Raw genomic sequence first — 25,399 nt, forward strand, 5'->3', positions numbered from 1 at the left:
AAACAATCATGTATTTGGTGTGTGGCGAAGCCCTGTTCGATTTTTTCAGCGAAGACGATGCCAGCGGTCTGGCTTCAAAAGTGAATTTCAAGGCGATTGCCGGCGGCTCGCCGTTCAACGTCGCGGTCGGCTTGCGCCGTTTGGGGGTGGACTCGGCGTTGTTTGCCGGGCTGTCTACCGACTATCTCGGCCGACGTTTGCAGCAAGTGCTGCGGGATGAAGGCGTGCGGGCGGACTACTTGGTCGACTTCGCCGCGCCAACCACGCTGGCGATGGTCGCGGTCGGTGCCAATGGCTCGCCGCATTACAGCTTTCGCGGTGAAGGCTGCGCGGATCGCCAGTTGAGCGTTGCGCATTTGCCGCAGCTCGGCGCTGAAGTCCGTGGCCTGCACATCGGCTCGTTCTCGCTGGTGGTGCAACCGATTGCCGACACCCTGCTGACGCTGGTGCAGCGCGAAAGCGGCAAGCGCCTGATCACCCTCGACCCCAACGTGCGCCTCAACCCCGAGCCGAACATCGACCGGTGGCGCGAGCGCGTGGCGACGCTGGTGCAACTGGCCGACATGATCAAGGTCAGCGACGAAGACCTGAGCCTGCTGTATCCCGAACAGGACCCGCAGCGCGTGATCGAAGGCTGGCTACAGCATCGCTGCCAGTTGGTGTTTCTGACCCGTGGCGGCGAAGGCGCCACCGTGTTCAGTCGCGCTCATGGTTCGTGGTCAGTACCAGCATGCTCGGTGAAGATCGCCGATACCGTTGGCGCCGGCGATACCTTCCAGGCGGCGCTGATCACATGGCTGACCGAGCAGGGGCTGGACTCGGTCGAAGGGGTTCGGGAACTCGATCGCGAGCAGATCGACGCGATGCTCAGGTTTGCCGTACAGGCGGCCGCCCTGACGTGCAGCAAGACCGGTCCGGATTTGCCCTATCGTCACCAGTTGAGCTGAGCGCGTAGACTGTCGCCCTTTTGCGCGCATGGGGATGACAGTTTGATGTCGGGGCGGACGGCGGGACTTTTGATACTGGCGGGATTACTCAGCGGCTGCGGCACCTCGCCGCCGCGTTCGCCGGAAGACATCTGCGAAATCTTCCGCGAAAAAAGCGACTGGTACGACGCCGCGCAAGTCACGCAAAAGCGCTGGGGCGTACCGATCCAGGTGCCCTTCGCGATCATGTATCAGGAGTCCGGTTACCGCTACGACGCCAAGACGCCGCGCAAATACCTGTTGTGGGTGATTCCATGGGGCCGGGTGTCGACGGCCGCCGGCTATGCCCAGGCCAAGGATGAAGTTTGGGCCGACTACCAGAAGAGTACCGGACGCAACTGGGCCGACCGCGAAGACTTCGACGACGCCATCGACTTCGTGGGCTGGTACATGGACAAGACCACCTCAATCAACGGCGTGTACAAATACGACGCCTATAACCAGTACCTGAATTACCACGAAGGCTGGGGCGGCTTCCGCAACAAAACATACGCCAGCAAGGCCTGGCTGATGCCGACTGCGCGCAAGGTGCAGGCGCGCTCCGACGTGTATGCGCGGCAGTATGCCGGGTGCAAGGAAGATCTGAATCGCGGCTTCTGGAGCCGGTTCTGGCATTGGTTGTAGGCCGCCGAAGATCCCTGTAGGAGCTGCCGCAGGCTGCGATCTTTTGATTTTGTTTTTTACAATCAAGATCAAAAGATCGCAGCCTTCGGCAGCTCCTACAGGGGGTGGGGTTTACAGGACGGAGAAGTTGTAACTCACAATCAACCGGGTCTCATCCACATCCCGCGCAAATTTCTCATAGTTGGTGCGGTAAGTCGCATTGCGCAGACGCAGGCTGACATCCTTGAACGTGCCCGTCTGGATCACGTACTTCAGCTCGCTGTCGCGTTCCCACTCTTTGCCTTCCTGATCGCTGCCCGGGACTTTGATGTGGTCACCGTTCACATAACGGGTCAGGAAACTCAGGCCGTTGATGCCGATGGCTTTGAAGTCATAGTCATAACGCAGCTGCCAGGAGCGTTCCTGCGCCGCGGCGAAGTCGTTGACCTGCACGTAGTTGACCAGATACGGATTGCTGCCATCGAGGTACGGCATCGAATTGTCGCCGTTCATGCGCTGCCAGCCGGCGCTGAAGGTGTGGCCGCTGATGCCGTACGAGAGCATGCCGCTCAACGCGCGGTTGTCGATGGAACCGGCCTTGGCATCACCGCTGTCGGCGCTTTTCAGCAAACGCACATCGGCCTTCAGCACACCGTCACCCAGCGGCTGGTTAGCCAACATCCCCACAAAGTGCTGGCGATAGATGTCTTCCAGTTCCGCGTAGTGATACTGCGCGATCAGTCGATCGTTGATCTTGTAATCGATGCCGTACATGTCGAAATGATCGGCGGTGGTGTTACAGGCGTAGCGCTTGTTCTTGCAGTGCACGCGGATGTCTTGCGAATCAGTGGAATCCCGTGCCTTGTACTTGTCCAGACGCGCGGCCATGAAGGTCAGATCCTTCACTTCTTTAGAGGTCAGCATCGCACCGTTGAACATGGTCGGCAGCAGGCGGCCGTCGTTGTACTTGAGCAGCGGCAGATCGGGCAGCAACGCGCCGTACTTCAACACCGTGTCCGAAACCTTGACCTTGGCGGTCAGGCCCATCTTCGCGTACTGGCCCTTCGAGCCGCGCGGGTTCTCGCCGCTGGACGGCAGCAAGCCGCTGTTGCTGCGATCGGGGCTGGAATCGAGCTGAAAACCGAGCATGCCCAGCGCATCGATACCGAAGCCGACCGTGCCCTCGGTGTAACCCGATTGCAGATTGAGAATAAAGCCTTGCGCCGACTCTTCCCGCTTGGAAGCGCCCTGGTCGCTGGAGGTGTGCCCATCACGGAAATCGCGGTTGAAGTACACCGTGCGCGATTCGATTTTCGCCGTGGTGTCTTCGAGAAAACCGCTGGCCTGAACCGGCGCGGCAAAACCGGCGCACAGCACAGCGGCGCCGAAGCCAAACGACTGGCGCGGGGTGATGAGAGGGAATGGGGGACGCATGAAAAACTCCAACAGTACAGCGTTTGCGCCAGAGCGCAGTCAGCCAGAAAAATAGCTCCCGTCCCGGGTCAGAAACCGCCGGGAAGAAGTGGACACGCAGGGGTGAGTTGCAATGATGGCAGATGGCTTTGACGGTCTGAAGGCGACTTTAGTCTGAAACTGACTGGCGATTCTCAAGCGCTGGACCGCTCTGAACCACGCATTGCCGGCTCCTTCAGAACGGCGCAACCCGCGTTTTCATTGGCTCGAAACACCGATCTAAGGGTTTTCCCTATACGTCGCAGCTCCGGCGCCTACGGCATTTGCGCCTTGAACGAGGCGGTCTAATCCTCCATCATCCGTCACCTGCTTATTCAATGGACGGAATTCAAGGCATGCTGGACGCCAACGCTACCCACATTACCCTTACCCTCGAAGGCGCCTCCGCCGACCTGCAAGTGCTCAGCTTCACCGGTCGCGAAGCCCTCAACGAGCCTTTCCGTTTCGACCTCGAACTGGTCAGCGCCCGCCCCGACCTGAAACTCGAAGAGCTGCTGCACAAGCCCGGCGTCCTGACCTTCGGCGCCACCGGCGAAGGCAAGATCCACGGCCTGGTGTATCGCATCGAACAAGGCGATTCCGGCAAGACCCTGACCCGCTACAGCATCAGCCTGGTGCCGCAACTGGCCTATCTGCGGCACAACCATGACCAGCAGATTTTCCAGAACCTCACGGTGCCGAAGATCATTGCCCAGGTCCTCGAAGATCGCGGCATCCTCGCCGACGCCTACAGCTTCCAGCTCAACGCCGAGTACCCGCCGCGAGATTACTGCGTGCAGTACGACGAGTCCGACCTGCATTTCATCCAGCGCCTGTGCGAAGAGGAAGGCATTCACTTCCACTTCCAGCACAGCAGCAGCGGGCACAAACTGGTGTTCGGCGACGACCAGACGGTGTTCCGCAAACTCAAGGCCGTGAGCTACCAGCAAGACTCCGGCATGAGCGCCGACAAACCGGTGATCAAACGCTTCAACCTGCGCCTGGAAACCCGCACCACCCGCGTCAGCCGCCGCGACTACGACTTCGAAAAACCGAAGATCCTGCCCGAAGGCGCGGTCAAATCCGAGTTCGCCCCGGATCTTGAGGACTACGATTACCCCGGCCGCTTCACCACCCGCGAGCGCGGCAAATTCCTCTCGACCCGTGCCCTCGAACGTCATCGCAGCGACTACAAACTCGCCGAAGGCAAAGGTGACGAACCGACCCTGACCAGCGGCCACTTCCTGACCCTGGCCGAACACCCGCGCGCTGAATGGAACGACTTGTGGCTGCTGCTGGAAGTCTTCCACGAAGGCAAACAACCGCAAGTGCTCGGTGAAAACGTCACCAGCGACGTCACCGACAACAAAAGCGATTTCCACCAGGGCTACCGCAACAGCTTCCTCGCCACCCCGTGGGACGCGCACTACCGCCCTGCCCTCGAACACCCGAAACCCAAAGTCCTCGGCAGCCAGACCGCGGTCGTCACCGGCCCGGCCGGCGAAGAAATCCACTGCGACCCGTACGGCCGCATCAAAGTCCAGTTCCACTGGGACCGCGACGGCCAGTCCGACGACAAAACCACCTGCTGGCTGCGCGTCGCCAGCGGCTGGGCCGGCGCCGCCTACGGCGGCATCGCCATCCCGCGCATCGGCATGGAAGTCCTCGTCACCTTCCTCGAAGGCGACCCCGACCAGCCACTCGTCACCGGCTGCCTGTACCACAAGGAAAACGTCGTCCCCTACGACCTGCCGGCGAACAAAACCCGCAGCACCTTCAAAACCCTCAGCTCCCCGGGCGGCAAGGGCTACAACGAGTTTCGGATTGAAGACAAAAAGGGTGTGGAACAGATCTACATCCATGCCCAGCGCGATTGGGATGAGAACATCGAGCACGACCAGAAGATCCGCGTGGGGAATGAGCGGCATGACACGGTTGAAGCCAACACCTACAGCGAATTCAAAGTCGAAGAGCACCGCATCACCCATTTGAATCGCGTCAGTGAAATGCGCGCGGACGATCACCTGACGGTGGGCGTGACGCAGCATGTGAAAGTCGGTACGGCGCAATTTGTCGAGGCCGGGACCGAGATTCACTATCACGCGGGTGACAAGGTGGTGGTTGAGGGAGGTATGGAACTCACGGCCAAGGCGGGCGGGAGCTTTGTGAAGGTCGATGCCGGTGGAGTGACCATCAGCGGGGCTGAGGTGAAGGTGAATACCGGTGGTGCGCCTGGGGTGGGAACTGGGATCGGGATTTTAGTGCCGTTGATTCCGGTAATTGCAGATCAGGCTAGAGCCGGAAGCGTACTTAAAGCCAAAGTAATAGAGGAGCGCTTTGACGAACAACTGAAGTTCGTTACAAAACACGGAAAACCTGTCAAGTCCGTGAAGGCTGCACTGATTATTCCTTCCGAAACAGCACCGCAAATATCAAAAAGCGATGCGGATGGACTTCATCCTCGAGTGCAAACAGACGCTAAAGAGCCCGTGAAGGCTCATCTGGTATGGGATGAGCTTACTGTTCCTTCTGGGGCGGATGACTATGAGGCGAGTCGAAAAAAATGAGTGCTCAACCGATTACAACATTTACTACCAACGACAAAAAATGCTCTGTGCATGAAGTCATTCTTGGTTGCGAAAAACTTTGGGCCATGGGGCAAGAAGAAGCTATACGACGCCTGAGCGAGCGACGTACTGCGAACTCAGGAAAGTACGAGCTGATATCTGACTTCAGTGCGCGAGCCGCGAGAATTGCGGCTGCGTATGCAGGGTTCTATCTCGAGACTGGTGAAGATGGAAAGCCAGAATTGAAAGGTAGATTCTACTGGATGGGCTTAGCTGCATTTGCAAGCAAACAAGTTAAGTGTGGACTGGACTTTATTCCTAATGACCCTTATCTAGCTCTCACCCCGCCAATCGTACAGCCCCCCTTGCGAATTGGTAAAAATTCGTTAGGTAAAGGGAATTTCTGGCTATTTCAGGATATTTTTGTTTGGCATTGGTTTTACGCAAAATATAAAGACCAGTTTGATGAGTGCGCTCCGGAACGCAACGCGCGGAGCTGTGAGGGACAAATAAAAACCAACATCGACAGTTTGCCTTGGGCAGATGACGCACTGTCAATTCTGAACAACCTGGCTGTAACCAACGATATTGTGAAAGGCTTTAAAGCCATCAAAGCAACAGAGGAGCTTTCTCAGGGACCTGCAAGAAGAAATGCCCAGCTTACTTCTCTGCTTGCCATCGCTGACCATGAGCAACGTCGTATCCTGCAACCACTGATTTATGAAAGTACGCCATTTAGAGCTACGCTAAAAATGCAAGCAGGTTTCGAGTGGGCACCATTTGTACCGGTGCGAGTAGCTGCCTTAAGTACCGCTTGCGATGTTGAGAGTCCTGACCTCAGAGTACAGATGTCGGAAGGCGATCTTTACGACGAAACAGATCGGATGGAATTTATTGGGTCCATTGCCAAGCAATACCATAAACTCATGGGAGAACGAGAAAGCTACATGGAAGGCCAAATCAAGACAATCGCCACATGGTCAAATGCAAAATGAAGTTTTTATGGATGCTTTTTTCTGGCCTGCTACTTGCCGCTTGCAACAATGGTGAATCCAACATGACAACCGCACAAAACAACATTGAGATAGAGCTGCACGACCAAATAGAAAAAGCCGTCCAAAATAGTCCATTAAAATTCTCTCAAGAATGCATGAGTGAGTTAGACCTCTGCTGGTACAAATTTAAAAGATCGGCAAATGAAAAAGAGCTGCCTACTATCACAGTAAAAAACTCAAGCAGCTCACTTACAATTGAAAAAGCGACAAGCATCACAATGGTGGTAGACAAAAAAGTCGGCGACACTATTGAAAATCTTGACCTCACAGTAAGAGGACTTCCTGACAACAGCCCGCACGAAAAACAAAAAACCTTCATTTATAACCTGCTAAAGAAAATACAAGCGGCTGGCTGGAAACACTATTACTATCCAGGAGATCCACGAATTTCCGGTTCTCAGCTAAAAAAAATACCCTCGCCCGATAGCGTACTGGGATACTTGACCTCCAGTCATCCTTGGCTGGATCCTGATTACGAACTCGACATTGATCGCTGGTTGCAAATTGAATCATTTTATAATTGGTACTTTTACAATGATGGCGTCTATCTGACATTTAAAGCTTGGCGTCGCGATTCCAAAGACACCCCGAACGAGACCGGCACCTATTTGTTGTCGATGGAATTCCTGAGCGAGCGCGATTTTTGGTCTTCAGGCTTTACCAAAGATGAAGAAAAAGCGAAATGGAAAGAGCTGTTGCCTGCTCAATTGAAGCGTGACCATGACGCTCGCGCCGCTGCCGAAAACAATGCGCGGGCTGCTGGAATAGAAATAGATGAAAACTACAAAGACCCTGTCATAAAAGCAATTCAATAAGGCTGGGCTACCCTCGTGCCGAACTCAGTTGGCTGAAGACGTAGATCGGGAAGCCTGGAAATTGAAAACCAGCTTCCCTTACGCCCCAGTGAAAGCGCTGTTGGACAAGTGGTTCGCTCCCGGCCCCAAAGGCCTCAGGTTCGACGTGGAAGATCTGCTCGAATTTTCCTTAAACGATCAATACATGATCCAACAGATACTTAAAGGCACGGGTGCTCCAATACCGAAGTATTTCCGCGTTCGAGAATTCGACATGCCGAGCCTGAATAAAACCAAAGGGATGGCCCCTGACTATCTGGAGCAGATGATGCGCAAACCTTCAGCAGAGTCTCCAAGTGCATCGACCTAAATCAAGGCAAATCTCATCGCGGGCTCAAAGTCTGGGCATCGCTCTCTTGATGGGGTTTTAATCGCTTGATAGATATTGCTGCGGACGCACGCCGGCGCAGAGCCTGGCGACGAAGACGGATCTTCCTGGCTTTGGTGGCTTTGATATTTATCTACGCCGCCCCGAAAATTCTGGGGTTATTTCGCACACCCGGCGCCATGCTGACATCGGAGAACCACACGGATCGGCCAATTCTTAGTTTTTGGGTCAATGATTTTTGGGGTGGCAATTTGGCTGCAATGGGCGGTGGCGGAATTATGTGTTGCCAGAAAATCGAAGGGAAAACGGTTCAGATCAAGTGGATACTCAGCCGTACAGGCGAACAGCTCAGGCAAGGAGTCAAGAAAGAAAATCATGAAGCAACCGTGCCTCTCCCTCGTCGGGAACGCGGTGATGATTATCTTCACGTCCGTTTTTTGCCCGGAAATGTTGTTGAACTGAAATGGAGCCCTGGCTTGATTAGTCCATTCGATCCTGTCCCAGATGAAACTCCCCGTCTCTGAAAACCCTCGAATGGCATCCGCCTAAGCACGGGCAGATAACTCACCTGCCCGTGAATGCTTAACCGTTAGGCAAATCAGCAAACCGGCGCCTTCCAATCCAGCATCTGCTGCTGCGCCACCTGCAGCAAATCATTGCCGTCCTGCGCCAGCAGGTACAGCGCATGGGTGATGTGTGGAATGTCCTGAACATCGCCATGCCGGAAGCACAGGCAGTGCAGGGTTTCGAGCAGGTCGCTGCAGGCGCGGATGCGCTGGACGGCGGACTCGAGGATGTCTTGGGGGTTGGCTTGGGTGTCGATGACCATTGGCGCGCTGTCGGTGACGCTGCTGTTGAGCGGGTGATAGCGGTTTGGGAGCGGATTTGGTGTAAGCATATTGATTACTCGATTGTTTCGAAAGTAACCCGCCAGCACCGTGACCAAACGATGGGAGGCGGACCGTGTACAGGCTTGGTCAACCGAGAACAATCAACTCAGCTCGCCCGAAGGCGTCCTGCACACGGCCACCACAGCAATGCACTACACGGTCAAAGAACTCCGCGGTGCAAATGATGGCACATATGCAATCGATTATTCTCAGGTGACCAAACCCGAATCGCTGATTTTGCAGCGACGCCAAACCATACCCGCCCCGCTCCCACCGCCGAAAGCAGACAAGGCATCACCCCTTGTAGGAATCGGCACCGCATCCCCGAGAAATCCTCCCTCTGCCAGACAGCCGGCGTTCAGCCCGGTTAACCATCGCTTAACGCCGCAGTCCAAGACTGTACTGAACCGCACACCTCAGCCCCTGGCTGACGCCGAGTGCGGCAGGTTCGGCCGTAAGGCGCCGAACGCTTATTCCGTCGCACGGGAGTCCGATTCATGAACATTCGCACGCTATTGCTCACCTCCGCCCTCGCCTGCAGCGCATTCGCCGGGCTGGCTCAGGCCAATGACACCAACGCTGCTACCCAGCCCGTTCCCTATCAGTACGGCATGCCGTTGCATGTGAACAAAGTGATTTCCCTGACCGAGCCACAGACTCAGCAGTGCAAGGTCATCACCGCCGACATGAAGTACATCGACAATGCCGGCAAGCCGGCGGAAATCACCTATCGGAAAATGTCTGACGCCTGCAACTTCCAGAACTGACAGAAGGCTCTGATTTGCGGCTTTGCGGTAGGCGATGAAGGCTTCGCGGGTTATGCTCGGGGTCCCTTCTTACTGCCGCAAGGACTCGCCATGCAGTTGTCGTTTCGCACATTGTCGATCATCACCGCTTCGTTGTGTTCTGTACTGGCGCTGGCCTGGGGCTTTTTCCCGGAGGTGTTGCTGGCGATCTGGAGCATTGAGTATTCGAGCTCGGTAGGTTTTGTCGCGCGGCGCAGTGCGGTGCTGTTTGCGGCGTTGGGGGTGATGTTTTATCTGGTGCGCAGCGCGCCGCCGTCGCTGGGTCGCAATGCCCTGAGCAACGGGTTTATCGTCGGTTGTTTTGGTCTGGCGGTGCTGGGGTTTGGCGAATGGCTGAACGGCCATGCCGGCCCCGGGATTCTGCTCGCGGTGCTGGTCGAGTTCGCGCTGGGCCTCGGCTTTGTGCAGGCCCGGCGCGTGACGGTCGAACTGGGTGAAACCGTAAGTTAAACGGCTCTGGATCGTGGGCTGTAATGCGACTGCGTGGTTTGTTGCGCCAGATCCGAACGCAGGCCGGCGATCAGGTCGTTGATCTCGCGGCAGCCATTCAGATGGCTGGCATCGATACCCGTGACGTGCAGATCAACCTGGTCAGTCTGGTGGTCGCCGAAGACCTTGACGGTCATCGACAGGTCGGGCGACAGCGTGCACTGGCAGCGTTTAGGCAGAAAACTGCTTTCAATGATATTGCGTAGTTCCAAGGCAGACAGAAACATGGTGTACCTCTCCTTATTGATGAAACTGCCAATCAACTCTTCACGTTGACCGCTTTTGCTGCCCCTGCACGGGTGTGTCCCCGCTGATTCCCTGGTGCGGCAAACGGTTGTACGGCGAAATGCCCATTGGAGTGTAGGCGCCCGAAGCCGGTGCGCTGCACCAAAGCGACGCATAAAACGTGCCTTTCATCGGGTCATACAGCCTCTTTTGAAATCAAGCACTTGGCGCGGTGGCCAGCAGTTGGCCAGTTGCAAATTGCAAGATCGCCCCTCTTGGGCACTGCAATTTGCAAGTCGCCGCCGGTTTGCATTCATCGCTGATGACAGTGAGAATGCCCGACATCCACCCTACACCCGCCAGGAGGCTTTCATGGGTTCTTTACGCGCTCGCGCGACAATCGGTCTGCTCGTTGCCGGCCTGTCCACCCTCGCCCACGCGGCCAAGCTCGAAGACGTTGCACCCTATCCCAAGGCGGAAAACGGCTTCACCCGCCAAGTCATCTACCTGCCCAAACAGGATCAGGAAGAGAATTTCCAGGTTGAAGTGCTCGCCGGCAAAACCCTGGAAGTCGACTGCAATCGTCAACGTCTGGGTGGTGTACTGGACGAGAAAAACCTCGAAGGTTGGGGCTACCCGTTCTACCGGCTGGAAAAAGTCATCGGCCCGATGAGTACCATGATGGCCTGCCCACCCGGCACCGCGAAGAAACGCGCGTTTGTCCCGGTTGTCGGTGACGGCTTCATGCTGCGCTACAACAGCAAGCTGCCACTGGTGATCTACGCCCCGAAAGATGTCGAGGTGCGCTATCGCATCTGGTCGGCTTCGGACAAGGTCGGCACCGCCATTGCGGAATGACCTGAACAGGGAGCACCAACCTTGATTACTTGCCATGTGCGATACGTGATCGATCCGTACCAACTGACCGAGTTCGAAGCCTATGCCAAGGCCTGGCTGGGCATCGTCGAGCGCTTGGGCGGCACTCATCACGGTTATTTCCTGCCCTCCGAGGGCGCGAGCAATATAGCTTATTGCCTGTTCAGCTTTCCTTCGCTGGCCGATTACGAAAGCTACCGGCACATCGCGCTGACCGACCCGGAAAGCACGGCGCTGGTGGAATCGCTGGTGCAGAAGAAATTCATCGTCAGCTACGAGCGCAGTTTCCTGCGCCCACTGCTGCCCTGAGTGTAATCACGCCGGGACGCCGCACATCGCGGCGCGCTCGGCGACGTGGCGCAGGCTGTCGAAGTTGATGTTGGCGCCGGAGTCGACCGCGACGAAGGTCTGCTCGCGAACACCGCTGCGCGCCACGTATTGCTTGATGCCGGCCACCGCCAATGCTCCGGAAGGCTCGGTGATCGAGCGGGTATCGTCGTAGATATTCTTGATCGCTGCGCACAGCTCGTCATTGCTGACGGTGACCACCTCGTCCACGCAAAACCGGCACACCTCAAAACCATAAGCGCCGATCTGCGCCACCGCCACGCCATCGGCGAACGTTCCGACACTGGGCAACACAACGCGCGCATCCGCTTGCAGCGCCGCCTTCAGGCAGGCCGAATGCTCCGATTCGACACCGATGATCCGTACCTCCGGCCGCAGGTATTTAACGTACGCCGCGATGCCGGCGATCAGCCCGCCCCCACCGACCGGAACGAAGATCGCATCCAGCGGCCCCTGATGCTGACGGAGGATTTCCATGGCCACCGTGCCTTGGCCGGCGATCACCTCCGGGTCATCAAAAGGCGAGACAAAGGTGCGCCCGGTTTGCTCGGCCAGTTGCAGCGCATGGGCCAGGGCAAACGGAAAACTCTCGCCGTGCAGCAGCGCCTCGGCACCCCGACTTCGTACCCCAAGCACCTTGAGTTCCGGCGTGGTAGAGGGCATGACGATGGTCGCCGCGACCCCCAGTTCACGCGCCGCCAGCGCCACGCCCTGCGCATGGTTGCCCGCCGAAGCGGTGATCACCCCGCGTGCTTTCTGCGCATCGCTCAATTGCACCAGTTTGTTGTAAGCGCCACGGATCTTGAAGGAGAACGTCGGTTGCAGGTCCTCGCGCTTGAGCAGGATCCGGTTGCCCAGCGCCTCGGACAGCGCCGGTGCCGCTTGCAACGGCGTACGCACGGCGATGTCGTAGACCGGCGCGGCGAGGATCTTTTTCACGTACTGCTCAAGCAGGGTTTGCTGGTCGGGGCTGTATTTCATCGTCATCTCCGGGCGCTGTGTGCAGGAGCTGCCGGAGGCTGCGATCTTTTGACTTTGTATTTCTCAAATCCAAAGCAAGATCAAAAGATCGCAGCCTTCGGCAGCTCCTACAGGGAGCTTTCGTTGGTAAAACCCCGGAGACAGAAAATGAAAACCCGCCTCTAGGGCGGGTTGGGTGCTGCAGTCGTGAGCTAGCCCGCCAAATGAGGAATGGCGGTAATAATGCTTGGCTGGCAGCGCAATACGGTGGAAGTCATGGGCCTGAAATTAGCCCGGCGGCGACCGGCGAGTCAATGGTTTATTTGACGCTGACGCTATAGGCTGGCGTCGGCCAAGTCACCACGGATCACTTGGCCAACCGCCGCAACCCGAACAACATCCCCCCGGCCCCCAACAACATCACCAGCAGAAACGCCGGGTAGGAAATCCACCACGGCGTACCCGCCGTCATCATGCTGAATTCCGACATCCCGCCAATGCTCGCAATCAGGTTCAACGGCAGAAACACCACGTTGATCAACGTCAGTTTGCGCAGCAGATTGTTCATGCTGTTGTTCATCAAGTTGCCACGCGCATCGATCAACCCGGAGAACACCGTGGAGTAGATCTCCGCCTGCTTGTAACACTGGTTGTTTTCGATGATCAGGTCGTCGATCAGTCCGATCGCCTCGCTGCCGAAATGCTGTTTTTCCGCATGATTGCGCAGCCGCGTCAACACCGCGCCGTTGCTGTGCAGGGCGTTGATGTAATAGATCAGGCTTTCGCTGAGGTTGAACATCTGCACCAGATGCTGGTTCTGCATCGAGGCGTTGAACTTCTGCTGCAGCTCGCGGGCGACCAGTTTGATTACCTTCAGATGGCCGAGGTAATGGTGGATGTTGTTGAACAGCAGATCGAGCAACACATCCAGCGGCGCGTTGAGCGGCTGGCGCGTGCCGATGCCGTGCAGCGGCGTGTCATCGGTGGCGATCACCAGCAACTGACCGGGCGAAAAAAGCAGGCCGCAGGACGACACCTCAAACGCCAGGCTACCACCGCCGGAATAGTTTTCCGGGCGTTTCCAGATCAGGAACAAGTGGTCGGGGTGAAACTCGATTCGCGAGACTTCGTCCGGGTCCAGCGCCGAGGCCAACGCGTGTTCGTCGACCTTGTAGTGGCTGTGGAGCAAGTCACGCTCGGCCGCATCGGGATTGCTGAACAGCATCACCTCGGCGTCCAGCCGCTCGACCCGCTGCAACGCGCCATGAGTCAGTGCGAAGCTGCTGATCATCGGCGCGTCACCAGGCCTGGCCGCGACGTTTGAGTTCCAGCCGTCGCACAAACTCCTCCAGCACCAGTGAATACAGATCGTCCTGCAAGTAAGCGTCTTCGATACCGGCGTCGAGGTTCGGGTTGTCGTTGACCTCGATCACCACCACTTTGTCGCCGGCCTGTTTCAGGTCCACGCCGTAGAGGCCATCGCCGATCAGGTTGGCGGTCTTCACCGCCAGTTCCACCACCGCTCGCGGCGCCTCGTGCACGGCCAGGGTGCGACACTCGCCGTTAACGTCCTGGCCCTTGGCTTTGTGGTTGTAGATTTGCCAGTGGCCCTTGGACATGAAGTACTGGCAGGCAAAGATCGGTTTGCGGTTGAGCACGCCGATGCGCCAGTCGTACTCGGTGTAGAAAAACTCCTGAGCCAGCAGCAATACCGAGTGTTCGAACAGTTCGGCGGTGGCTTCCAGCAGCGCCTGCTGGCTTTCGACCTTGATCACTCCGCGAGAAAAACAGCCGTCGGGGATCTTCAACACCAGCGGAAAACCGAGGCGTTCACCGACCCGTTCGAAATCTTCCGGTCGTTCCTTGTAGAGAATTTCCGTGGCGGGCATGCCCAATTGATGGCTGTTGAGCAGGTCGGTCAGGTAGACCTTGTTGGTACAGCGCAGGATCGACGTGGGGTCGTCCATCACCACCAGGCCTTCGCTTTCAGCCTTCTTGGCAAAGCGGTAGGTGTGGTTGTCGACGCTGGTGGTCTCGCGAATCAACAAGCCGTCGTACTCAGCGATCCGCGCATAGTCCTTGCGCTCGATCAGCTCGACGTCGATGCCCATGCGCTTGCCGACCCGGACGAAATTCTCCAGTGCCTTGGCGTTGGATGGCGGCAAGGCCTCCTGCGGATCGTGGAGGATCGCCAGGTCGTAACGCGCCACTTGCGGCGAGCGTGGCGCCCGCCAGACTTTACGGCTGAAACCGTCCAGCGCATTGGCGAACTGATCTTCCTGATCGTCGCGCAACTTGTGCAGGGCACCGGACTTAATGCCTTCGATGTGCCAACCGTTAGTTCGTCTAAACTCAACTAACAGAATCGGGCACGGAAACACTTCAAACAACTGTCGAGCCAGATCCTGCAGCGGCTCGATATGCGTTTTGCCGAAGTAAAGCGTCAAGGTGAAACCTTCGGTATCGCTGTACAGATGATGCGTGAGAGCTTTTTCCAGAGTTTTATCGAGATCGTCCAGTGCCAGACCGTAAAGCGATTTTTTCGTCAGTTCGCTGATGGTGCGCACCGATGGAATCACCTTGTGGCCGCGGGCTTCTGCCAGCAGTGAGCAGTAGTAACCGTGCCCCAGGTACTTGTAGCTGCGGCACAGATTGATCACCTGCACCCGCTTGCCCGGCTCGTTGTCACGGGTTTGCTCGAGGTATTCCTGAGCGGTGACGATGTCCTCGCTGGGGAAGTACGAGGCCCAATCTTCCTTGCGTTCGACGATGATCAACACTTGACTGGAAGTTCTGATGGCTGGATTTAAAAAAGTTGCCGCCGGCAAACTTTGCTCGGATACTTCGCGCCAATGACCCTGTACCGCTGACATAGAGATTGATCCGTTGGAGAACAAGACCATTTCTATTAAGCACGAAGTTTTTCGAAAGTCCCGTTTCGTTACGCAACTTTTACGGTGGTCATATGAATGCTGTTTTCCGTTTGGCGGTAGTTGAAGATCTGCCAGCGCTGCTGGCCTTGGAAATGCAATGTTTCACCAGCGACCGGCTCACCAGCCGCAGCTTTCAATGGATGATCACCCGCGCCCATGCGCAACTGCTGGTCGCCGAACTTGACGGTCAATTGCTCGGCTACGCCCTGGTGCTGTTTCATCGCGGCACATCACTGGCGCGCCTGTATTCCATCGCCATTGCCGGCGAAGCTCGCGGTACTGGGCTGGGTAAACAATTGCTGCAACGTATCGAGGCCTGCGCCGTCGAGCATGACTGCGCGTACCTGCGTCTTGAGGTGCGCCTCGACAACCCCACCGCCATCGCGCTTTACGAGCGCAACGGCTACCGACGCTTTGCGTTGATTCACGATTACTACGAAGACCATGCCGATGCGTTACGCCTGGAAAAACGCATTGTTCAGCATCGCGATTCGCGCAACATCAAGGTGCCCTATTACCCGCAAACCACCGATTTCACTTGTGGCCCGGCCTGTCTGCTGATGGCCATGGGCGCGCTGCAACCTGAGCGCTTGCTGGAGCGACGTGAAGAATTGCAGATCTGGCGTGAGGCGACCACGGTGTTCATGACCTCCGGCCATGGTGGCTGCAGTCCTCAAGGCCTGGCACTGGCCGCTTGGCGTCGAGGTTTCCAAGTGCGTTTGCAGCTCAGCATGGCCGGGCCATTGTTTCTCGATGGTGTGCGCGATGAGCATAAAAAAGACGTCATGCGCCTGGTGCATGAGGAGTTCAGCGCACAAATGCACGAGACCGATATCGAGCGCAAAATTGGCAACCATCTGGATTTACCGCGCCTGCTGCAGGCTGGCGGACAGCCTCTGGTGCTGATCAGCAGCTATCGCCTGACCCGCTCCAAGTCACCGCATTGGGTGGTGGTCACCGATTGCGATGAAGACTTTGTGTACCTGCACGATCCGGATGTCGACCACAGCCAGCATCGTCAACCGATGGACTGCCAGCATGTGCCGGTCAGCCATGACGAGTTTGAGAAGATGAGTCGGTTTGGGCGTGGGAAATTACGGGCGGCGGTGGTTGTGTATGCCCGCGCTGTGCCAACTATTGTCAGGCCCTAGAGGTTTTTTTGTGGCGAGGGAGCTTGCTCCCGCATGAGTGCGTAGCGCTCACAAGGTCTTGGGGCTGCTGCGCAACCCAGCGGGAGCAAGCGCGCTCGCCACAGGACATCAGTGAAAACTGGAAGTGAAATTATTTCAGGCCGATCTTGTACAACGCACCGTCCTGCTCATCCGTCAGCACATACAAATAGCCATCCGGCCCCTGCCGCACATCACGAATCCGCTGTTTAAGCTCACCCAGCAGCCGCTCCTCATGCACCACCTTGTCGCCATCGAACTGCAAGCGGATCAGCTCCTGACTGACCAGCGCGCCGATGAATAGATTCTGCTGCCACGGCTTGAAGCGATCAGCGTCATAGAACGCCATGCCGGAGACACCCGGCGACTTCTCCCAGACATGGTGTGGGTCAACCGCACCTTCGACACTTTTGCCCTTGGTTTCGGGAATCGGTTGCAGGGAATAGTTGATGCCGTGGGTCGCCAGCGGCCAGCCGTAGTTTTTCCCGCGCTCGATGATGTTCACTTCATCGCCGCCACGGGGACCGTGTTCGTTCTCCCAGAGAGTGCCATTCCACGGATTGAGCGCCGCGCCCTGCGGGTTGCGCTGGCCGTAGGACCAGATTTCCGGACGCACGCCGGACTGGCCCACAAACGGGTTGTCATCCGGCACCTTGCCATCAGGGAAAATCCGCACGACCTTGCCCTGCAGTTTGTCGAGATCCTGCGCGGTCGGCCGGTCGTTGTTTTCGCCCAGAGTGATGAACAGATAGCCGTCGCGGTCGAACACCAGACGTGAACCGAAATGGTTACCGGTCGAGAGCTTCGGCTCCTGACGAAAGATCACCTTGAAATCACTGATCGTCTTCAAATCGTCCGACAACCGGCCTCGCCCCACCGCCGTCCCGGCCTTGTCTCCGGCGCCCCCGCCCTCGGCGTAGGACAGGTAGACCAACCGATCCTGCCTGAAGTCCGGCGACAGCACTACATCGAGCAAGCCACCCTGGCCCTTGGCCCAGACCTTGGGCACGCCGCTGACGGGCTCGGAACGCTTGCCATCAGCGGTAATCACCCGCAGGTTGCCCGGCCGCTCGGTTACCAGCATGCCCTGACGATCCGGCAGAAACGCCAGCGCCCACGGATGCTCCAGGCCTTGAGTAATCGTGGTGACTTCAAGGGCGCCCTGCTCGCTCTGCAGCGCTTTGGGGGTCGCAGCGAAGGCGGGCGCGCTGAGCAACGTGCCGGCGCACAGCGTGGCTAGAAAGGTTTTACGCAACATGCACGATTCCTTTTGTTCGTTTCGAAGGCTGACAGGCGCTCAGGCCTGATGTTCAACGGTTGCTGTCTCCATCACGCGGCGGTGGGTTGGGAATGAATCTGGGTGGTGTACTCGGTACCGAGCGTTGCTGCTGACCATTGCCGATGCCGCCATTGCCAACGGTGGGCGTGCTGGGCACCGGCACTGTATTCGGCCCGCGAATCACCGGCGTACTGGGCTGGGTGCCCTGCATGCTGTTGGGATTGGCGCGGCGAATCGGGCTGTTGTAGGGATTGTTGCTGTTGCCGGTGGGACTTTGTGCCAGCAACAGCGGCGCGGACGGTGCCGTGACCTCGGCATGTACAAGACCTGCCCCAAGGAGCAGAACGATGATGCCGGGCAATATTCGGTTCATGGGATGGCCTCTCGATGCACAGGTGATAGAGCCTTCGAGTCCACGCTACGCCCCGGGTTCGGATTTGTTAACCCATCGCCCTTAAACAAGATGTAACACGGCTTGACCGACAGCACTGCTGTCTCCGGCAAACGCTGGAAACTTTCGCCGCCGGCTGCAGGTCACCTGAACATCATTCGCGGAGGACTCACCATGGCTCGGGCAATCTGGAAAGGCGCAATCAGTTTCGGACTGGTGCATATCCCCGTTGCGCTGGTGTCGGCAACGTCTTCGCACGGCGTCGACTTTGACTGGCTCGACAGCCGCAGCATGGATCCGGTGGGTTATAAACGGGTAAACAAAGTCACCGGCAAGGAGGTCACCAAGGAGCACATCGTCAAAGGTGTGGCCTATGAGAAGGGCCGCTATGTGGTGCTCAGCGAGGAAGAAATCCGCTCGGCGCACCCGGTGTCCACGCAGACCATCGACATTTTCTCCTTCGTCGATGCCGAGCAGATTCCACTGCAGAACATCGACACGCCTTATTACCTGGCCCCGGACAAACGCGGCGGCAAGGTCTACGCCCTGCTGCGCGAAACATTGAGCAAAACCAACAAGGTCGCCCTCGCCCGCGTCGTCCTGCACACTCGGCAATATCTGGCGGCGCTGATGCCGCTGGAATCGGCGCTGGTGCTGGTGAAACTGCGCTGGCCGCAGGAGGTGCGCGGCCTCGACGAACTGGAACTGGGCAGCGAGGTGACCAAGCCGCAACTGGCCAAGGGCGAGTTGGACATGGCTAAACGTCTGGTGCAGGACATGAGCGGCGACTGGAGCCCGGAGGACTACAAGGACGAGTTTGAGGACAAGATCATGGCCCTGGTCGAGAAAAAGGCCCACGAAGGCAAGATCGAGGATGTCGAAACCGTGGGTGGCGAAGAGGAGCGCAAGTCTGCGGATGTGATCGACTTGACCGAGCTGCTTAAACGCAGTCTGGGTGGGAAAGCGCCGGCCAAGTCCAAGGCTAAACCGGAGAAACCCACGAAGTCCACGCCGGCAAGGAAAACCAAAAAAGCCTCTGGGGAATGAATATTCAACGCCTGTCAGGTAACTGACAGGTTGCTTTTGAGACAGTCATTGCCAGCAGGCTGGCGCCCACGGTTTGCAATGCCCCTGTGGACACCAGTCTTTGGCAATGACAAACAGGTGCGACACACCAGTCAGATCAGAATGAAGATCGCCAGCAAACCGCCAAAGATCGCCCATTTTTCCATGTAGTAACGCGCGCGATTGCGCTTTTTCAGCTCTTTGCCACGCAGTCGCACTTTGTAGATCTTGGTAAACAGACGGTTGATCCCGCCAGTGCGGTCGCCGGCATCGTTCGGCGCACCAGCAGCGGACATCACGGTGCGACTGAACCATCTGTTGAACGCGGCCGCCCAGCGATATTTCATCGGACGCTCGATGTCGCAGAACAGGATGATGCGGTTTTTGTCGGTGGTGTTTTCGGCGTAGTGGATGTAAGTCTCATCGAACATCACCGCTTCACCGTCGCGCCAGTGGTAGCTTTCACCGTCGACGTTGATGTAGCAACCCGCATCGTTCGGCGTATCCAGGCCCAAGTGGTAGCGATAGGAGCCCGCATAAGGGTCACGGTGACGAACCAGTTTCGAACCCGGTGGCAGTTCGGCAAACATCGCGGCCTTGATCGAACCGATGCTCTGCACCAGTTCGGTAGTGCGCGGGCACAGTTTCATCGCCGACGGATGACTCTCGCCGTACCACTTGAGGTAGAAACGCTTCCAGCCACTTTTGAAGAATGAGTTGAAACCCACATCGTCGTACTGATTCGAGCGCTTGATCTCACCGGCACGCAGCAGATCCTGCCCTTCCTGGCGAATTTCTTCCCAATGCGCCTGCAACGGGCTCAGGTCCGGAAACTCGGAAGGATCGAGATAGGGCTTGTTTGGTTTCTTTGAAAACAGGTACAGAAAGCAGTTGATCGGCGCCAGAAACGTCGAGTGGTCGCTCAACTGACGGCCCAGTTTGTGACGCACACGACCACGAAGGTGAACGTATGCAATGGAAAGGACATAAATAGCGGCAATGATGAGTTTCACGGAAATCGTCACACGTCAAAAGTGAACAAACTGCGCGCCTGCCGGCCAAAGGCCCAGGGTCTGATGCAGTGGCATGAATACAAATACTGTCCCGGTGGCACTTCCTTGAGCCCGTGCCGTGAGCGGCTATTGGGTAATCGGATGGCATTTTAGCCATACTTTGTAACCAAGGGTGAACCTGATCTGTGAAAAACTGTCGGCTGAATCTGCCAAACGGCAGGCGCGACAGTACGCTCGTGCAGGCGCATGAGTGCTGACGCAGAGCAAAACAGAGATTATTCCGGGAAGCGCCGCAGCGTTTGCGCTGAGCTTTGACGTGTACGCTTCAGCCGCTGCGTACCGAGCCCGATGCAATTCGCACCTGACTTGAAAAGGGTCCGCGGGCCATGAGAAATGAGTTTGAAAGGGTGAAGCGAAACCCGCCAGGTTTGGAGCTCAACCGAGCATGAGACCTGGCGGGTTACGAGTAAGGGCTTATTTATCGGTGGAAAGGCTCGCCTTGCTCAATCCCTTGGTATTGTGATCGCCTGGCGTCGTGGCGGAGACCGCCGTGGCTTTCGACACCCCCTTGGTGTCCTTCGAATGCGCTACACCTGAAGTGGCCAGGCCGTGCCCGCGGTCGGTATTGTGGTCGCGTCCAATATGTTGGCCACTGACGCCATGATCCCGTACGGCCCTGCCGTCATGATCCGTTTCCTGGCCTTCAGCGCGGCCATTGCTGGAGACGCTGCCCGAATGCCCGGCACTGTCGCCGCTGTGGCCAGCGCTGCCGGCACCGCCGCCGTGACTGCCTCCACCGCCAGCACCACCGGCGCCACCACCGTGACCACCACCACCACCACCACCACCACCACCACCACCACCACCACCACCACCACCACCACCACCACCACCATCCTTGGCGTGGGCAGAGGCCATTATGGACAGTTGAGCAGGCAGTAATGGCGCAGCCGCAAACATCATTACGCAGGACATAACGGCAAACAGATTTTTCTTTTTAAAACGCATGACGGCATCCACTGGGGTTGGTTTTACTGTCATCTGAGATGCATTCATTTAGATCTGGTTCACCCACAAGCGATCAGCGGAAGCCAATCGCCTCATATATAAAGTGGGTGAGAATGTATTGCTTTTACTTTAGGTGAACGGATTCAAAAGTCAGTTTCATTGACTTGCTATCAAACTAATCGAAAGCGCCATTGAGCACTTCGTAGATAAGCCCGCTTGCAATGGCCACCAGAATCAAATCGGTGCCCACCTGCTGCCACTCATATCCGTCGTAATGAGGCAGTCGCCCCGCCAATCGTCCATCCAGTTTCTTGGCGATGCCCGGCGGCAGCGGTTTGCCGCGCGCCAGATTCTTTTGAATACCGGGAGGCAACGCCGGACCCGGGCTCCAGTAGTCCCGGTAGCCGTTGAGTACGCTCAGCACACCGCTTCGATCGACCACAGGTGCATGATCCCAATTGCCCGAACTGGATCCTTTGTTTTTGCCCCCTTGGTTGCCATGTCCCTGACTGTTCTGCGGGCCACCCTTTCCGTTCCCTTTGCCGTTGCCGTTGCCATTGCCATTTCCCGGATCGGCCAGTGCCGTTACAGAGCTCACCGCCAAGGCCAGACAGGTAACAGACGCAACCAGTAAGCGTTTTTTAAACATGACCGTCCTCTCATCGAAATTCCTTGATGAAATGTAGACGATATCAGGCGTTTTAGTTCCTCCCACGATTGTTGGAAGCCCGCATCGACACTCATGAATTCGATAGACCGCTGCGTGAACGCGCATTTGACGCTTCCCGATGCAGGCAGTCTGCCGGTTCGTCAGCGTCCGCCATACAACTGCCGCATGACTTATGCGACAATGCGCGCAATGTCTGGCATGAATCCCGCCTTTAATGCCCAACAGCCTGGACGCCATGTCCAGTTGCTGCTCTCACCCCTCGCCTGCTGGCCACCGCCAACACTGACCGGGTAGGGAAGAAAACGCTCCAAAATGCCCCAGAAATGGCCCAAGCGCCAAATGTGCGGCTCGCAACCCATTGATAGGTAAAGCAATTGATCTCCACAGCTAACATCACGATGCAGTTCGGCGCCAAGCCGCTCTTCGAAAACGTTTCGGTCAAATTCAACGGCGGCAACCGCTACGGTCTGATCGGCGCCAACGGTTGCGGCAAGTCGACCTTCATGAAAATCCTCGGTGGCGATCTCGAGCCGTCCGGCGGTCAGGTCATGCTCGAGCCGAACGTACGCCTGGGTAAATTGCGTCAGGATCAGTTTGCCTACGAAGAATTCACCGTGATCGACACCGTGATCATGGGTCACGAAGAGTTGTGGAAGGTCAAAGCCGAGCGCGATCGTATCTACTCGCTGCCGGAAATGAGCGAAGAAGACGGCATGGCCGTGGCCGAGCTGGAAACCGAGTTCGCCGAGATGGACGGCTACACCGCCGAGTCCCGTGCCGGTGAACTGCTGCTGGGTCTGGGCATTCCACTGGAACAGCATTTCGGCCCGATGTCTGAAGTGGCGCCAGGCTGGAAGCTGCGGGTCTTGCTGGCTCAGGCACTGTTCTCTGATCCGGAAGTGCTGTTGCTCGACGAACCGACCAACCACCTGGACATCAACACCATTCGCTGGCTGGAATCGATTCTCACCGTGCGTAACAGCACTATGATCATCATTTCCCACGACCGTCACTTCCTCAACAGCGTGTGCACGCACATGGCTGACCTGGACTACGGCGAACTGCGTCTGTTCCCGGGCAACTATGACGAGTACATGACGGCCGCGACCCAGTCCCGCGAGCAACTGCTGTCGGACAACGCCAAGAAGAAAGCCCAGATTGCCGAACTGCAAACGTTCGTCAGCCGTTTCTCGGCCAACGCCTCGAAAGCCAAACAGGCCACTTCCCGCGCCAAGCAGATCGACAAGATCCAGCTGGCCGAGGTCAAGCCATCGAGCCGTGTCAGCCCGTTCATCCGTTTCGAACAGACCAAAAAGCTGCACCGCCAGGCCGTGACCATCGAGCAGATGTCCAAGGGCTTCGACGGCAAGACCCTGTTCAAGAACTTCAGCTTCACCGTGGAAGCCGGCGAGCGCGTGGCGATCATTGGCCCGAACGGCATCGGCAAGACCACGCTGTTGCGCACCCTGATGGGCGAGCTGACGCCCGACGCCGGTTCTGTGAAATGGACCGAGAGCGCGGAGCTGGGCTACTACGCTCAGGATCACGCCCACGACTTCGAAGACGATGTCAGCCTGTTCGACTGGATGGGTCAATGGACGCAGGGCGAGCAAGTGATTCGTGGCACCCTGGGTCGCATGCTGTTCTCCAACGACGAGATCCTCAAGTCGGTCAAGGTCATCTCCGGCGGTGAGCAAGGTCGTATGCTGTTCGGCAAGTTGATCCTGCAAAAGCCGAACGTGCTGGTGATGGACGAACCGACCAACCACCTGGACATGGAGTCGATCGAGGCGCTGAACCTGGCGCTGGAAAACTACCCGGGTACGCTGATCTTCGTCAGCCACGACCGTGAGTTCGTATCGTCTCTGGCCACGCGCATCATCGAGCTGAGCCCGAACGGCGTGACTGACTTCAGCGGCACTTACGATGACTACCTGCGTAGTCAGGGTGTGGTGTTCTAAAGATAGCTGCGAGCTTCTTGCTCCAAGCTTCAAGCGAAAGCCCTGTCGGTGTGACAGGGCTTTTTGCATTTCAAGGGATCTTGATTTCGTGCTGCGAAGCCCTTCGCGAGCAGGCTCGCTCCCACGGTAATCGCGTTCCAAATGTGGGAGCGAGCCTGCTCGCGAAGAGGCCCTCAAAAACACCACCGACTCCAAGTAAATTAGTTAGCCTGCTTCCTTTTATTTCAGCACCCAGCCATGATGCCGATTCTCCCACCGCCGCCCGCGAACGAGTCCACATGTCTGCGCAGCAACAGCCTTTGCAAAGCTCACTGGCGATCACCCTGCAGATCGTCTCCATCGTTTTCTATACCTTTGTCGCCTTCCTGTGCATCGGTCTGCCGATTGCAGTGTTACCCGGCTATGTTCACGAGCAACTGGGGTTCAGCGCGATCGTTGCCGGACTGGTCATCGGCTCGCAATATCTGGCCACGTTGCTCAGTCGACCGATGGCCGGGCGCATGTCGGACACGCTGGGCACCAAACGGGCGATTGTGTATGGCTTGTCGGGGATTGTGCTCAGCGGGCTGCTGACGCTGATTTCGACGCTGCTGCAGGATTTCCCGGTGCCGAGCCTGATTATCCTGATCATCGGTCGGCTGCTGCTTGGCGTTGCACAGGGTTTGATCGGCGTCGGCACCATCAGCTGGTGCATGGGCCAGGTCGGCGTGGAGCACACGGCAAGGTCGATCGGCTGGAACGGCATTGCCTCCTACGGCGCGATTGCGATTGGCGCACCACTGGGCGTGGTGATGGTTGCCGACTACGGCTTTACCAGCCTGGGCATTGCCCTGTCGGTACTGGCGGCGGCCGCTCTGGTGATCATCCGTAATAAACCCTCGGTACCGGTGGTGCGCGGCGAACGGCTGTCTTTTTGGGCAGTATTCGGGCGCATCGCACCGTATGGGGCCAGTTTGAGTCTGGCGTCGATCGGTTACGGCACGCTGACCACCTTCATCACCCTTTATTACCTCAACCGTGGCTGGAGCGGCGCCGCGTATTGCCTGACGGTATTCGGCGTGTGCTTCATCCTGTCGCGGCTGCTGTTCATTTCGGCGATCAGCCGTTTTGGCGGGTTCAACTCGGCCATTGCCTGCATGAGCATCGAAACCCTCGGCCTGGTGCTGCTGTGGCTGGCACCATCGACCACGTTCGCTTTGATCGGCGCGGGGCTGGCCGGGTTTGGCTTATCGCTGGTGTATCCGGCGCTGGGGGTCGAGGCGATCAAGCAGGTGCCCAGTTCCAGCCGTGGCTCGGGGTTGGGTGCTTATGCAGTGTTCTTTGATCTGGCACTGGCGATTGCCGGGCCGTTGATGGGCGCGGTGGCGCTGAACCTGGGGTATGCGTGGATTTTCTTCAGTGCGGCGCTGTTGTCGGTGCTCGGGCTGGGGTTGACCTTGTTGCTCAAGCGCCGGGCGATGAGCTGAAAAAC

General features: G+C 57.5%; 25 protein-coding genes and 1 pseudogene. 15 read left to right on the top strand and 11 right to left on the bottom strand.

The window, feature by feature from the left end; translation table 11 throughout:
* The first annotated feature begins 8 nt into the window (after positions 1-8).
* Positions 9-947, top strand: coding sequence for a carbohydrate kinase (locus tag GTQ41_RS14165; protein ID WP_047294627.1), 939 nt, complete (start codon positions 9-11; stop codon positions 945-947).
* A 42-nt stretch (positions 948-989) separates the two neighbouring features.
* Positions 990-1,610: a lipoprotein gene (locus GTQ41_RS14170; RefSeq protein WP_041064347.1), complete on the top strand. Its 621-nt coding sequence runs from the start codon at positions 990-992 to the stop codon at positions 1,608-1,610.
* 111 nt (positions 1,611-1,721) lie between these two features.
* On the opposite strand, the gene GTQ41_RS14175 is transcribed toward GTQ41_RS14170, so the two are convergent.
* Entirely contained in the window at positions 1,722-3,023 is a 1,302-nt protein-coding gene (locus GTQ41_RS14175; RefSeq protein ID WP_047294629.1) for an OprD family porin, read from the bottom strand.
* A gap of 374 nt (positions 3,024-3,397) precedes the next feature.
* Between GTQ41_RS14175 and GTQ41_RS14180 the strand changes: the two genes are divergently transcribed.
* The 5 genes from GTQ41_RS14180 to GTQ41_RS14200 all read left to right on the top strand — a co-directional run bounded on the left by GTQ41_RS14180 (position 3,398) and on the right by GTQ41_RS14200 (position 8,369).
* Entirely contained in the window at positions 3,398-5,608 is a 2,211-nt protein-coding gene (locus GTQ41_RS14180) for a type VI secretion system tip protein VgrG (protein WP_080963278.1), read from the top strand.
* Positions 5,605-6,603: a hypothetical protein gene (locus tag GTQ41_RS14185; protein WP_047294631.1), complete on the top strand. Its 999-nt coding sequence runs from the start codon at positions 5,605-5,607 to the stop codon at positions 6,601-6,603. Before GTQ41_RS14180 ends, GTQ41_RS14185 begins: the two co-directional genes overlap by 4 nt.
* Positions 6,600-7,478: a hypothetical protein gene (locus GTQ41_RS14190; RefSeq protein WP_047294705.1), complete on the top strand. Its 879-nt coding sequence runs from the start codon at positions 6,600-6,602 to the stop codon at positions 7,476-7,478. Before GTQ41_RS14185 ends, GTQ41_RS14190 begins: the two co-directional genes overlap by 4 nt.
* A 28-nt stretch (positions 7,479-7,506) precedes the next feature.
* Entirely contained in the window at positions 7,507-7,827 is a 321-nt protein-coding gene (locus GTQ41_RS14195; RefSeq protein WP_155416814.1) for a hypothetical protein, read from the top strand.
* A gap of 65 nt (positions 7,828-7,892) precedes the next feature.
* Positions 7,893-8,369: a DUF3304 domain-containing protein gene (locus tag GTQ41_RS14200; RefSeq protein WP_230679380.1), complete on the top strand. Its 477-nt coding sequence runs from the start codon at positions 7,893-7,895 to the stop codon at positions 8,367-8,369.
* Positions 8,370-8,443: 74 nt separating this feature from the next.
* On the opposite strand, the gene GTQ41_RS14205 is transcribed toward GTQ41_RS14200, so the two are convergent.
* Positions 8,444-8,743, bottom strand: a complete 300-nt coding sequence (locus tag GTQ41_RS14205; protein WP_047294635.1) for a hypothetical protein — start codon at positions 8,741-8,743, stop codon at positions 8,444-8,446.
* Positions 8,744-9,232: 489 nt separating this feature from the next.
* Here GTQ41_RS14205 and GTQ41_RS14210 point away from each other — a divergent pair, with 489 nt between their 5' ends.
* Both GTQ41_RS14210 and GTQ41_RS14215 read left to right on the top strand, forming a co-directional pair.
* Positions 9,233-9,502 carry a DUF2790 domain-containing protein gene (locus GTQ41_RS14210; RefSeq protein ID WP_047294637.1) on the top strand — a complete coding sequence of 90 codons (270 nt, stop codon included), beginning with the start codon at positions 9,233-9,235 and terminating at the stop codon, positions 9,500-9,502.
* 90 nt (positions 9,503-9,592) lie between these two features.
* Positions 9,593-9,991, top strand: a complete 399-nt coding sequence (locus GTQ41_RS14215) for a hypothetical protein (RefSeq protein ID WP_047294639.1) — start codon at positions 9,593-9,595, stop codon at positions 9,989-9,991.
* On the opposite strand, the gene GTQ41_RS14220 is transcribed toward GTQ41_RS14215, so the two are convergent.
* Positions 9,988-10,257, bottom strand: coding sequence for a DUF1652 domain-containing protein (locus tag GTQ41_RS14220; protein WP_047294641.1), 270 nt, complete (start codon positions 10,255-10,257; stop codon positions 9,988-9,990). The genes GTQ41_RS14215 and GTQ41_RS14220 overlap by 4 nt on opposite strands.
* A 370-nt stretch (positions 10,258-10,627) precedes the next feature.
* On the opposite strand from GTQ41_RS14220, the gene eco reads away from it, so the two are divergent.
* Both eco and GTQ41_RS14230 read left to right on the top strand, forming a co-directional pair.
* Entirely contained in the window at positions 10,628-11,113 is a 486-nt protein-coding gene (eco, locus tag GTQ41_RS14225; protein ID WP_047294643.1) for a serine protease inhibitor ecotin, read from the top strand.
* A 21-nt stretch (positions 11,114-11,134) separates the two neighbouring features.
* Positions 11,135-11,440 carry an NIPSNAP family protein gene (locus GTQ41_RS14230; protein ID WP_003225174.1) on the top strand — a complete coding sequence of 102 codons (306 nt, stop codon included), beginning with the start codon at positions 11,135-11,137 and terminating at the stop codon, positions 11,438-11,440.
* Positions 11,441-11,470: 30 nt separating this feature from the next.
* Here GTQ41_RS14230 and ilvA read toward each other — a convergent pair.
* From ilvA to GTQ41_RS14245, 3 genes and pseudogenes are all read right to left on the bottom strand, one after another.
* Positions 11,471-12,466 (bottom strand): annotated as a pseudogene (ilvA, locus tag GTQ41_RS14235) (threonine ammonia-lyase, biosynthetic); the annotation flags it as partial.
* Positions 12,467-12,806: 340 nt separating this feature from the next.
* Positions 12,807-13,730, bottom strand: a complete 924-nt coding sequence (locus GTQ41_RS14240) for a magnesium transporter CorA family protein (protein ID WP_047294645.1) — start codon at positions 13,728-13,730, stop codon at positions 12,807-12,809.
* Positions 13,731-13,737: 7 nt separating this feature from the next.
* A complete protein-coding gene (locus GTQ41_RS14245) occupies positions 13,738-15,312 on the bottom strand; it encodes a RimK family protein (protein WP_047294647.1) in 1,575 nt (524 codons plus the stop codon).
* Between the two features lie 92 nt (positions 15,313-15,404).
* On the opposite strand from GTQ41_RS14245, the gene rimI reads away from it, so the two are divergent.
* Positions 15,405-16,523: a ribosomal protein S18-alanine N-acetyltransferase gene (gene rimI / locus GTQ41_RS14250; protein WP_217325288.1), complete on the top strand. Its 1,119-nt coding sequence runs from the start codon at positions 15,405-15,407 to the stop codon at positions 16,521-16,523.
* A 130-nt stretch (positions 16,524-16,653) separates the two neighbouring features.
* Here the strand turns inward: rimI and GTQ41_RS14255 are convergent, their stop codons facing one another.
* On the bottom strand, positions 16,654-17,799 hold the full coding sequence (locus GTQ41_RS14255) for a PQQ-dependent sugar dehydrogenase (protein WP_217325289.1): 1,146 nt from the start codon (positions 17,797-17,799) through the stop codon (positions 16,654-16,656).
* A 52-nt stretch (positions 17,800-17,851) separates the two neighbouring features.
* The gene (locus GTQ41_RS14260) at positions 17,852-18,193 is read right to left on the bottom strand and encodes a hypothetical protein (RefSeq protein WP_047294653.1); all 342 of its coding nucleotides are present in this window, start codon (positions 18,191-18,193) and stop codon (positions 17,852-17,854) included.
* A 192-nt stretch (positions 18,194-18,385) separates the two neighbouring features.
* On the opposite strand from GTQ41_RS14260, the gene GTQ41_RS14265 reads away from it, so the two are divergent.
* A complete protein-coding gene (locus tag GTQ41_RS14265; protein ID WP_047294709.1) occupies positions 18,386-19,258 on the top strand; it encodes a Ku protein in 873 nt (290 codons plus the stop codon).
* Positions 19,259-19,389: 131 nt separating this feature from the next.
* Here GTQ41_RS14265 and lpxO read toward each other — a convergent pair whose 3' ends face one another.
* The 3 genes from lpxO to GTQ41_RS14280 all read right to left on the bottom strand — a co-directional run bounded on the left by lpxO (position 19,390) and on the right by GTQ41_RS14280 (position 21,946).
* A complete protein-coding gene (lpxO, locus tag GTQ41_RS14270) occupies positions 19,390-20,289 on the bottom strand; it encodes a lipid A hydroxylase LpxO (protein ID WP_047294711.1) in 900 nt (299 codons plus the stop codon).
* Between the two features lie 474 nt (positions 20,290-20,763).
* Positions 20,764-21,297 carry a hypothetical protein gene (locus GTQ41_RS28635; protein WP_254369332.1) on the bottom strand — a complete coding sequence of 178 codons (534 nt, stop codon included), beginning with the start codon at positions 21,295-21,297 and terminating at the stop codon, positions 20,764-20,766.
* A 175-nt stretch (positions 21,298-21,472) separates the two neighbouring features.
* Positions 21,473-21,946, bottom strand: coding sequence for an anti-virulence regulator CigR family protein (locus GTQ41_RS14280; RefSeq protein WP_047294713.1), 474 nt, complete (start codon positions 21,944-21,946; stop codon positions 21,473-21,475).
* Positions 21,947-22,341: 395 nt separating this feature from the next.
* On the opposite strand from GTQ41_RS14280, the gene GTQ41_RS14285 reads away from it, so the two are divergent.
* Both GTQ41_RS14285 and GTQ41_RS14290 read left to right on the top strand, forming a co-directional pair.
* On the top strand, positions 22,342-23,928 hold the full coding sequence (locus GTQ41_RS14285) for an ABC-F family ATPase (RefSeq protein ID WP_041064399.1): 1,587 nt from the start codon (positions 22,342-22,344) through the stop codon (positions 23,926-23,928).
* 278 nt (positions 23,929-24,206) lie between these two features.
* Positions 24,207-25,394: an MFS transporter gene (locus tag GTQ41_RS14290; RefSeq protein WP_047294715.1), complete on the top strand. Its 1,188-nt coding sequence runs from the start codon at positions 24,207-24,209 to the stop codon at positions 25,392-25,394.
* Positions 25,395-25,399 lie beyond the last annotated feature (5 nt).

This window comes from Pseudomonas sp. AN-B15 (genome assembly GCF_019056475.1).
In the GTDB taxonomy this organism is placed as follows: Bacteria; Pseudomonadota; Gammaproteobacteria; order Pseudomonadales; family Pseudomonadaceae; genus Aquipseudomonas; species Aquipseudomonas parakoreensis.

What these genes read in the sequence shown, in the direction of transcription:
- GTQ41_RS14165 (WP_047294627.1), top strand. Translation starts at nt 9, where the DNA reads ATGTATTTGGTGTGTGGCGAAGCCCTGTTCGATTTTTTCAGCGAAGAC.
- GTQ41_RS14175 (WP_047294629.1), bottom strand. Translation starts at nt 3,023, where the DNA reads ATGCGTCCCCCATTCCCTCTCATCACCCCGCGCCAGTCGTTTGGCTTC.
- GTQ41_RS14180 (WP_080963278.1), top strand. Translation starts at nt 3,398, where the DNA reads ATGCTGGACGCCAACGCTACCCACATTACCCTTACCCTCGAAGGCGCC.
- GTQ41_RS14185 (WP_047294631.1), top strand. Translation starts at nt 5,605, where the DNA reads ATGAGTGCTCAACCGATTACAACATTTACTACCAACGACAAAAAATGC.
- GTQ41_RS14190 (WP_047294705.1), top strand. Translation starts at nt 6,600, where the DNA reads ATGAAGTTTTTATGGATGCTTTTTTCTGGCCTGCTACTTGCCGCTTGC.
- GTQ41_RS14205 (WP_047294635.1), bottom strand. Translation starts at nt 8,743, where the DNA reads ATGCTTACACCAAATCCGCTCCCAAACCGCTATCACCCGCTCAACAGC.
- GTQ41_RS14210 (WP_047294637.1), top strand. Translation starts at nt 9,233, where the DNA reads ATGAACATTCGCACGCTATTGCTCACCTCCGCCCTCGCCTGCAGCGCA.
- GTQ41_RS14215 (WP_047294639.1), top strand. Translation starts at nt 9,593, where the DNA reads ATGCAGTTGTCGTTTCGCACATTGTCGATCATCACCGCTTCGTTGTGT.
- GTQ41_RS14220 (WP_047294641.1), bottom strand. Translation starts at nt 10,257, where the DNA reads ATGTTTCTGTCTGCCTTGGAACTACGCAATATCATTGAAAGCAGTTTT.
- eco (WP_047294643.1), top strand. Translation starts at nt 10,628, where the DNA reads ATGGGTTCTTTACGCGCTCGCGCGACAATCGGTCTGCTCGTTGCCGGC.
- GTQ41_RS14240 (WP_047294645.1), bottom strand. Translation starts at nt 13,730, where the DNA reads ATGATCAGCAGCTTCGCACTGACTCATGGCGCGTTGCAGCGGGTCGAG.
- GTQ41_RS14245 (WP_047294647.1), bottom strand. Translation starts at nt 15,312, where the DNA reads ATGTCAGCGGTACAGGGTCATTGGCGCGAAGTATCCGAGCAAAGTTTG.
- rimI (WP_217325288.1), top strand. Translation starts at nt 15,405, where the DNA reads ATGAATGCTGTTTTCCGTTTGGCGGTAGTTGAAGATCTGCCAGCGCTG.
- GTQ41_RS14255 (WP_217325289.1), bottom strand. Translation starts at nt 17,799, where the DNA reads ATGTTGCGTAAAACCTTTCTAGCCACGCTGTGCGCCGGCACGTTGCTC.
- GTQ41_RS14260 (WP_047294653.1), bottom strand. Translation starts at nt 18,193, where the DNA reads ATGAACCGAATATTGCCCGGCATCATCGTTCTGCTCCTTGGGGCAGGT.
- GTQ41_RS14265 (WP_047294709.1), top strand. Translation starts at nt 18,386, where the DNA reads ATGGCTCGGGCAATCTGGAAAGGCGCAATCAGTTTCGGACTGGTGCAT.
- GTQ41_RS28635 (WP_254369332.1), bottom strand. Translation starts at nt 21,297, where the DNA reads ATGCGTTTTAAAAAGAAAAATCTGTTTGCCGTTATGTCCTGCGTAATG.
- GTQ41_RS14280 (WP_047294713.1), bottom strand. Translation starts at nt 21,946, where the DNA reads ATGTTTAAAAAACGCTTACTGGTTGCGTCTGTTACCTGTCTGGCCTTG.
- GTQ41_RS14290 (WP_047294715.1), top strand. Translation starts at nt 24,207, where the DNA reads ATGTCTGCGCAGCAACAGCCTTTGCAAAGCTCACTGGCGATCACCCTG.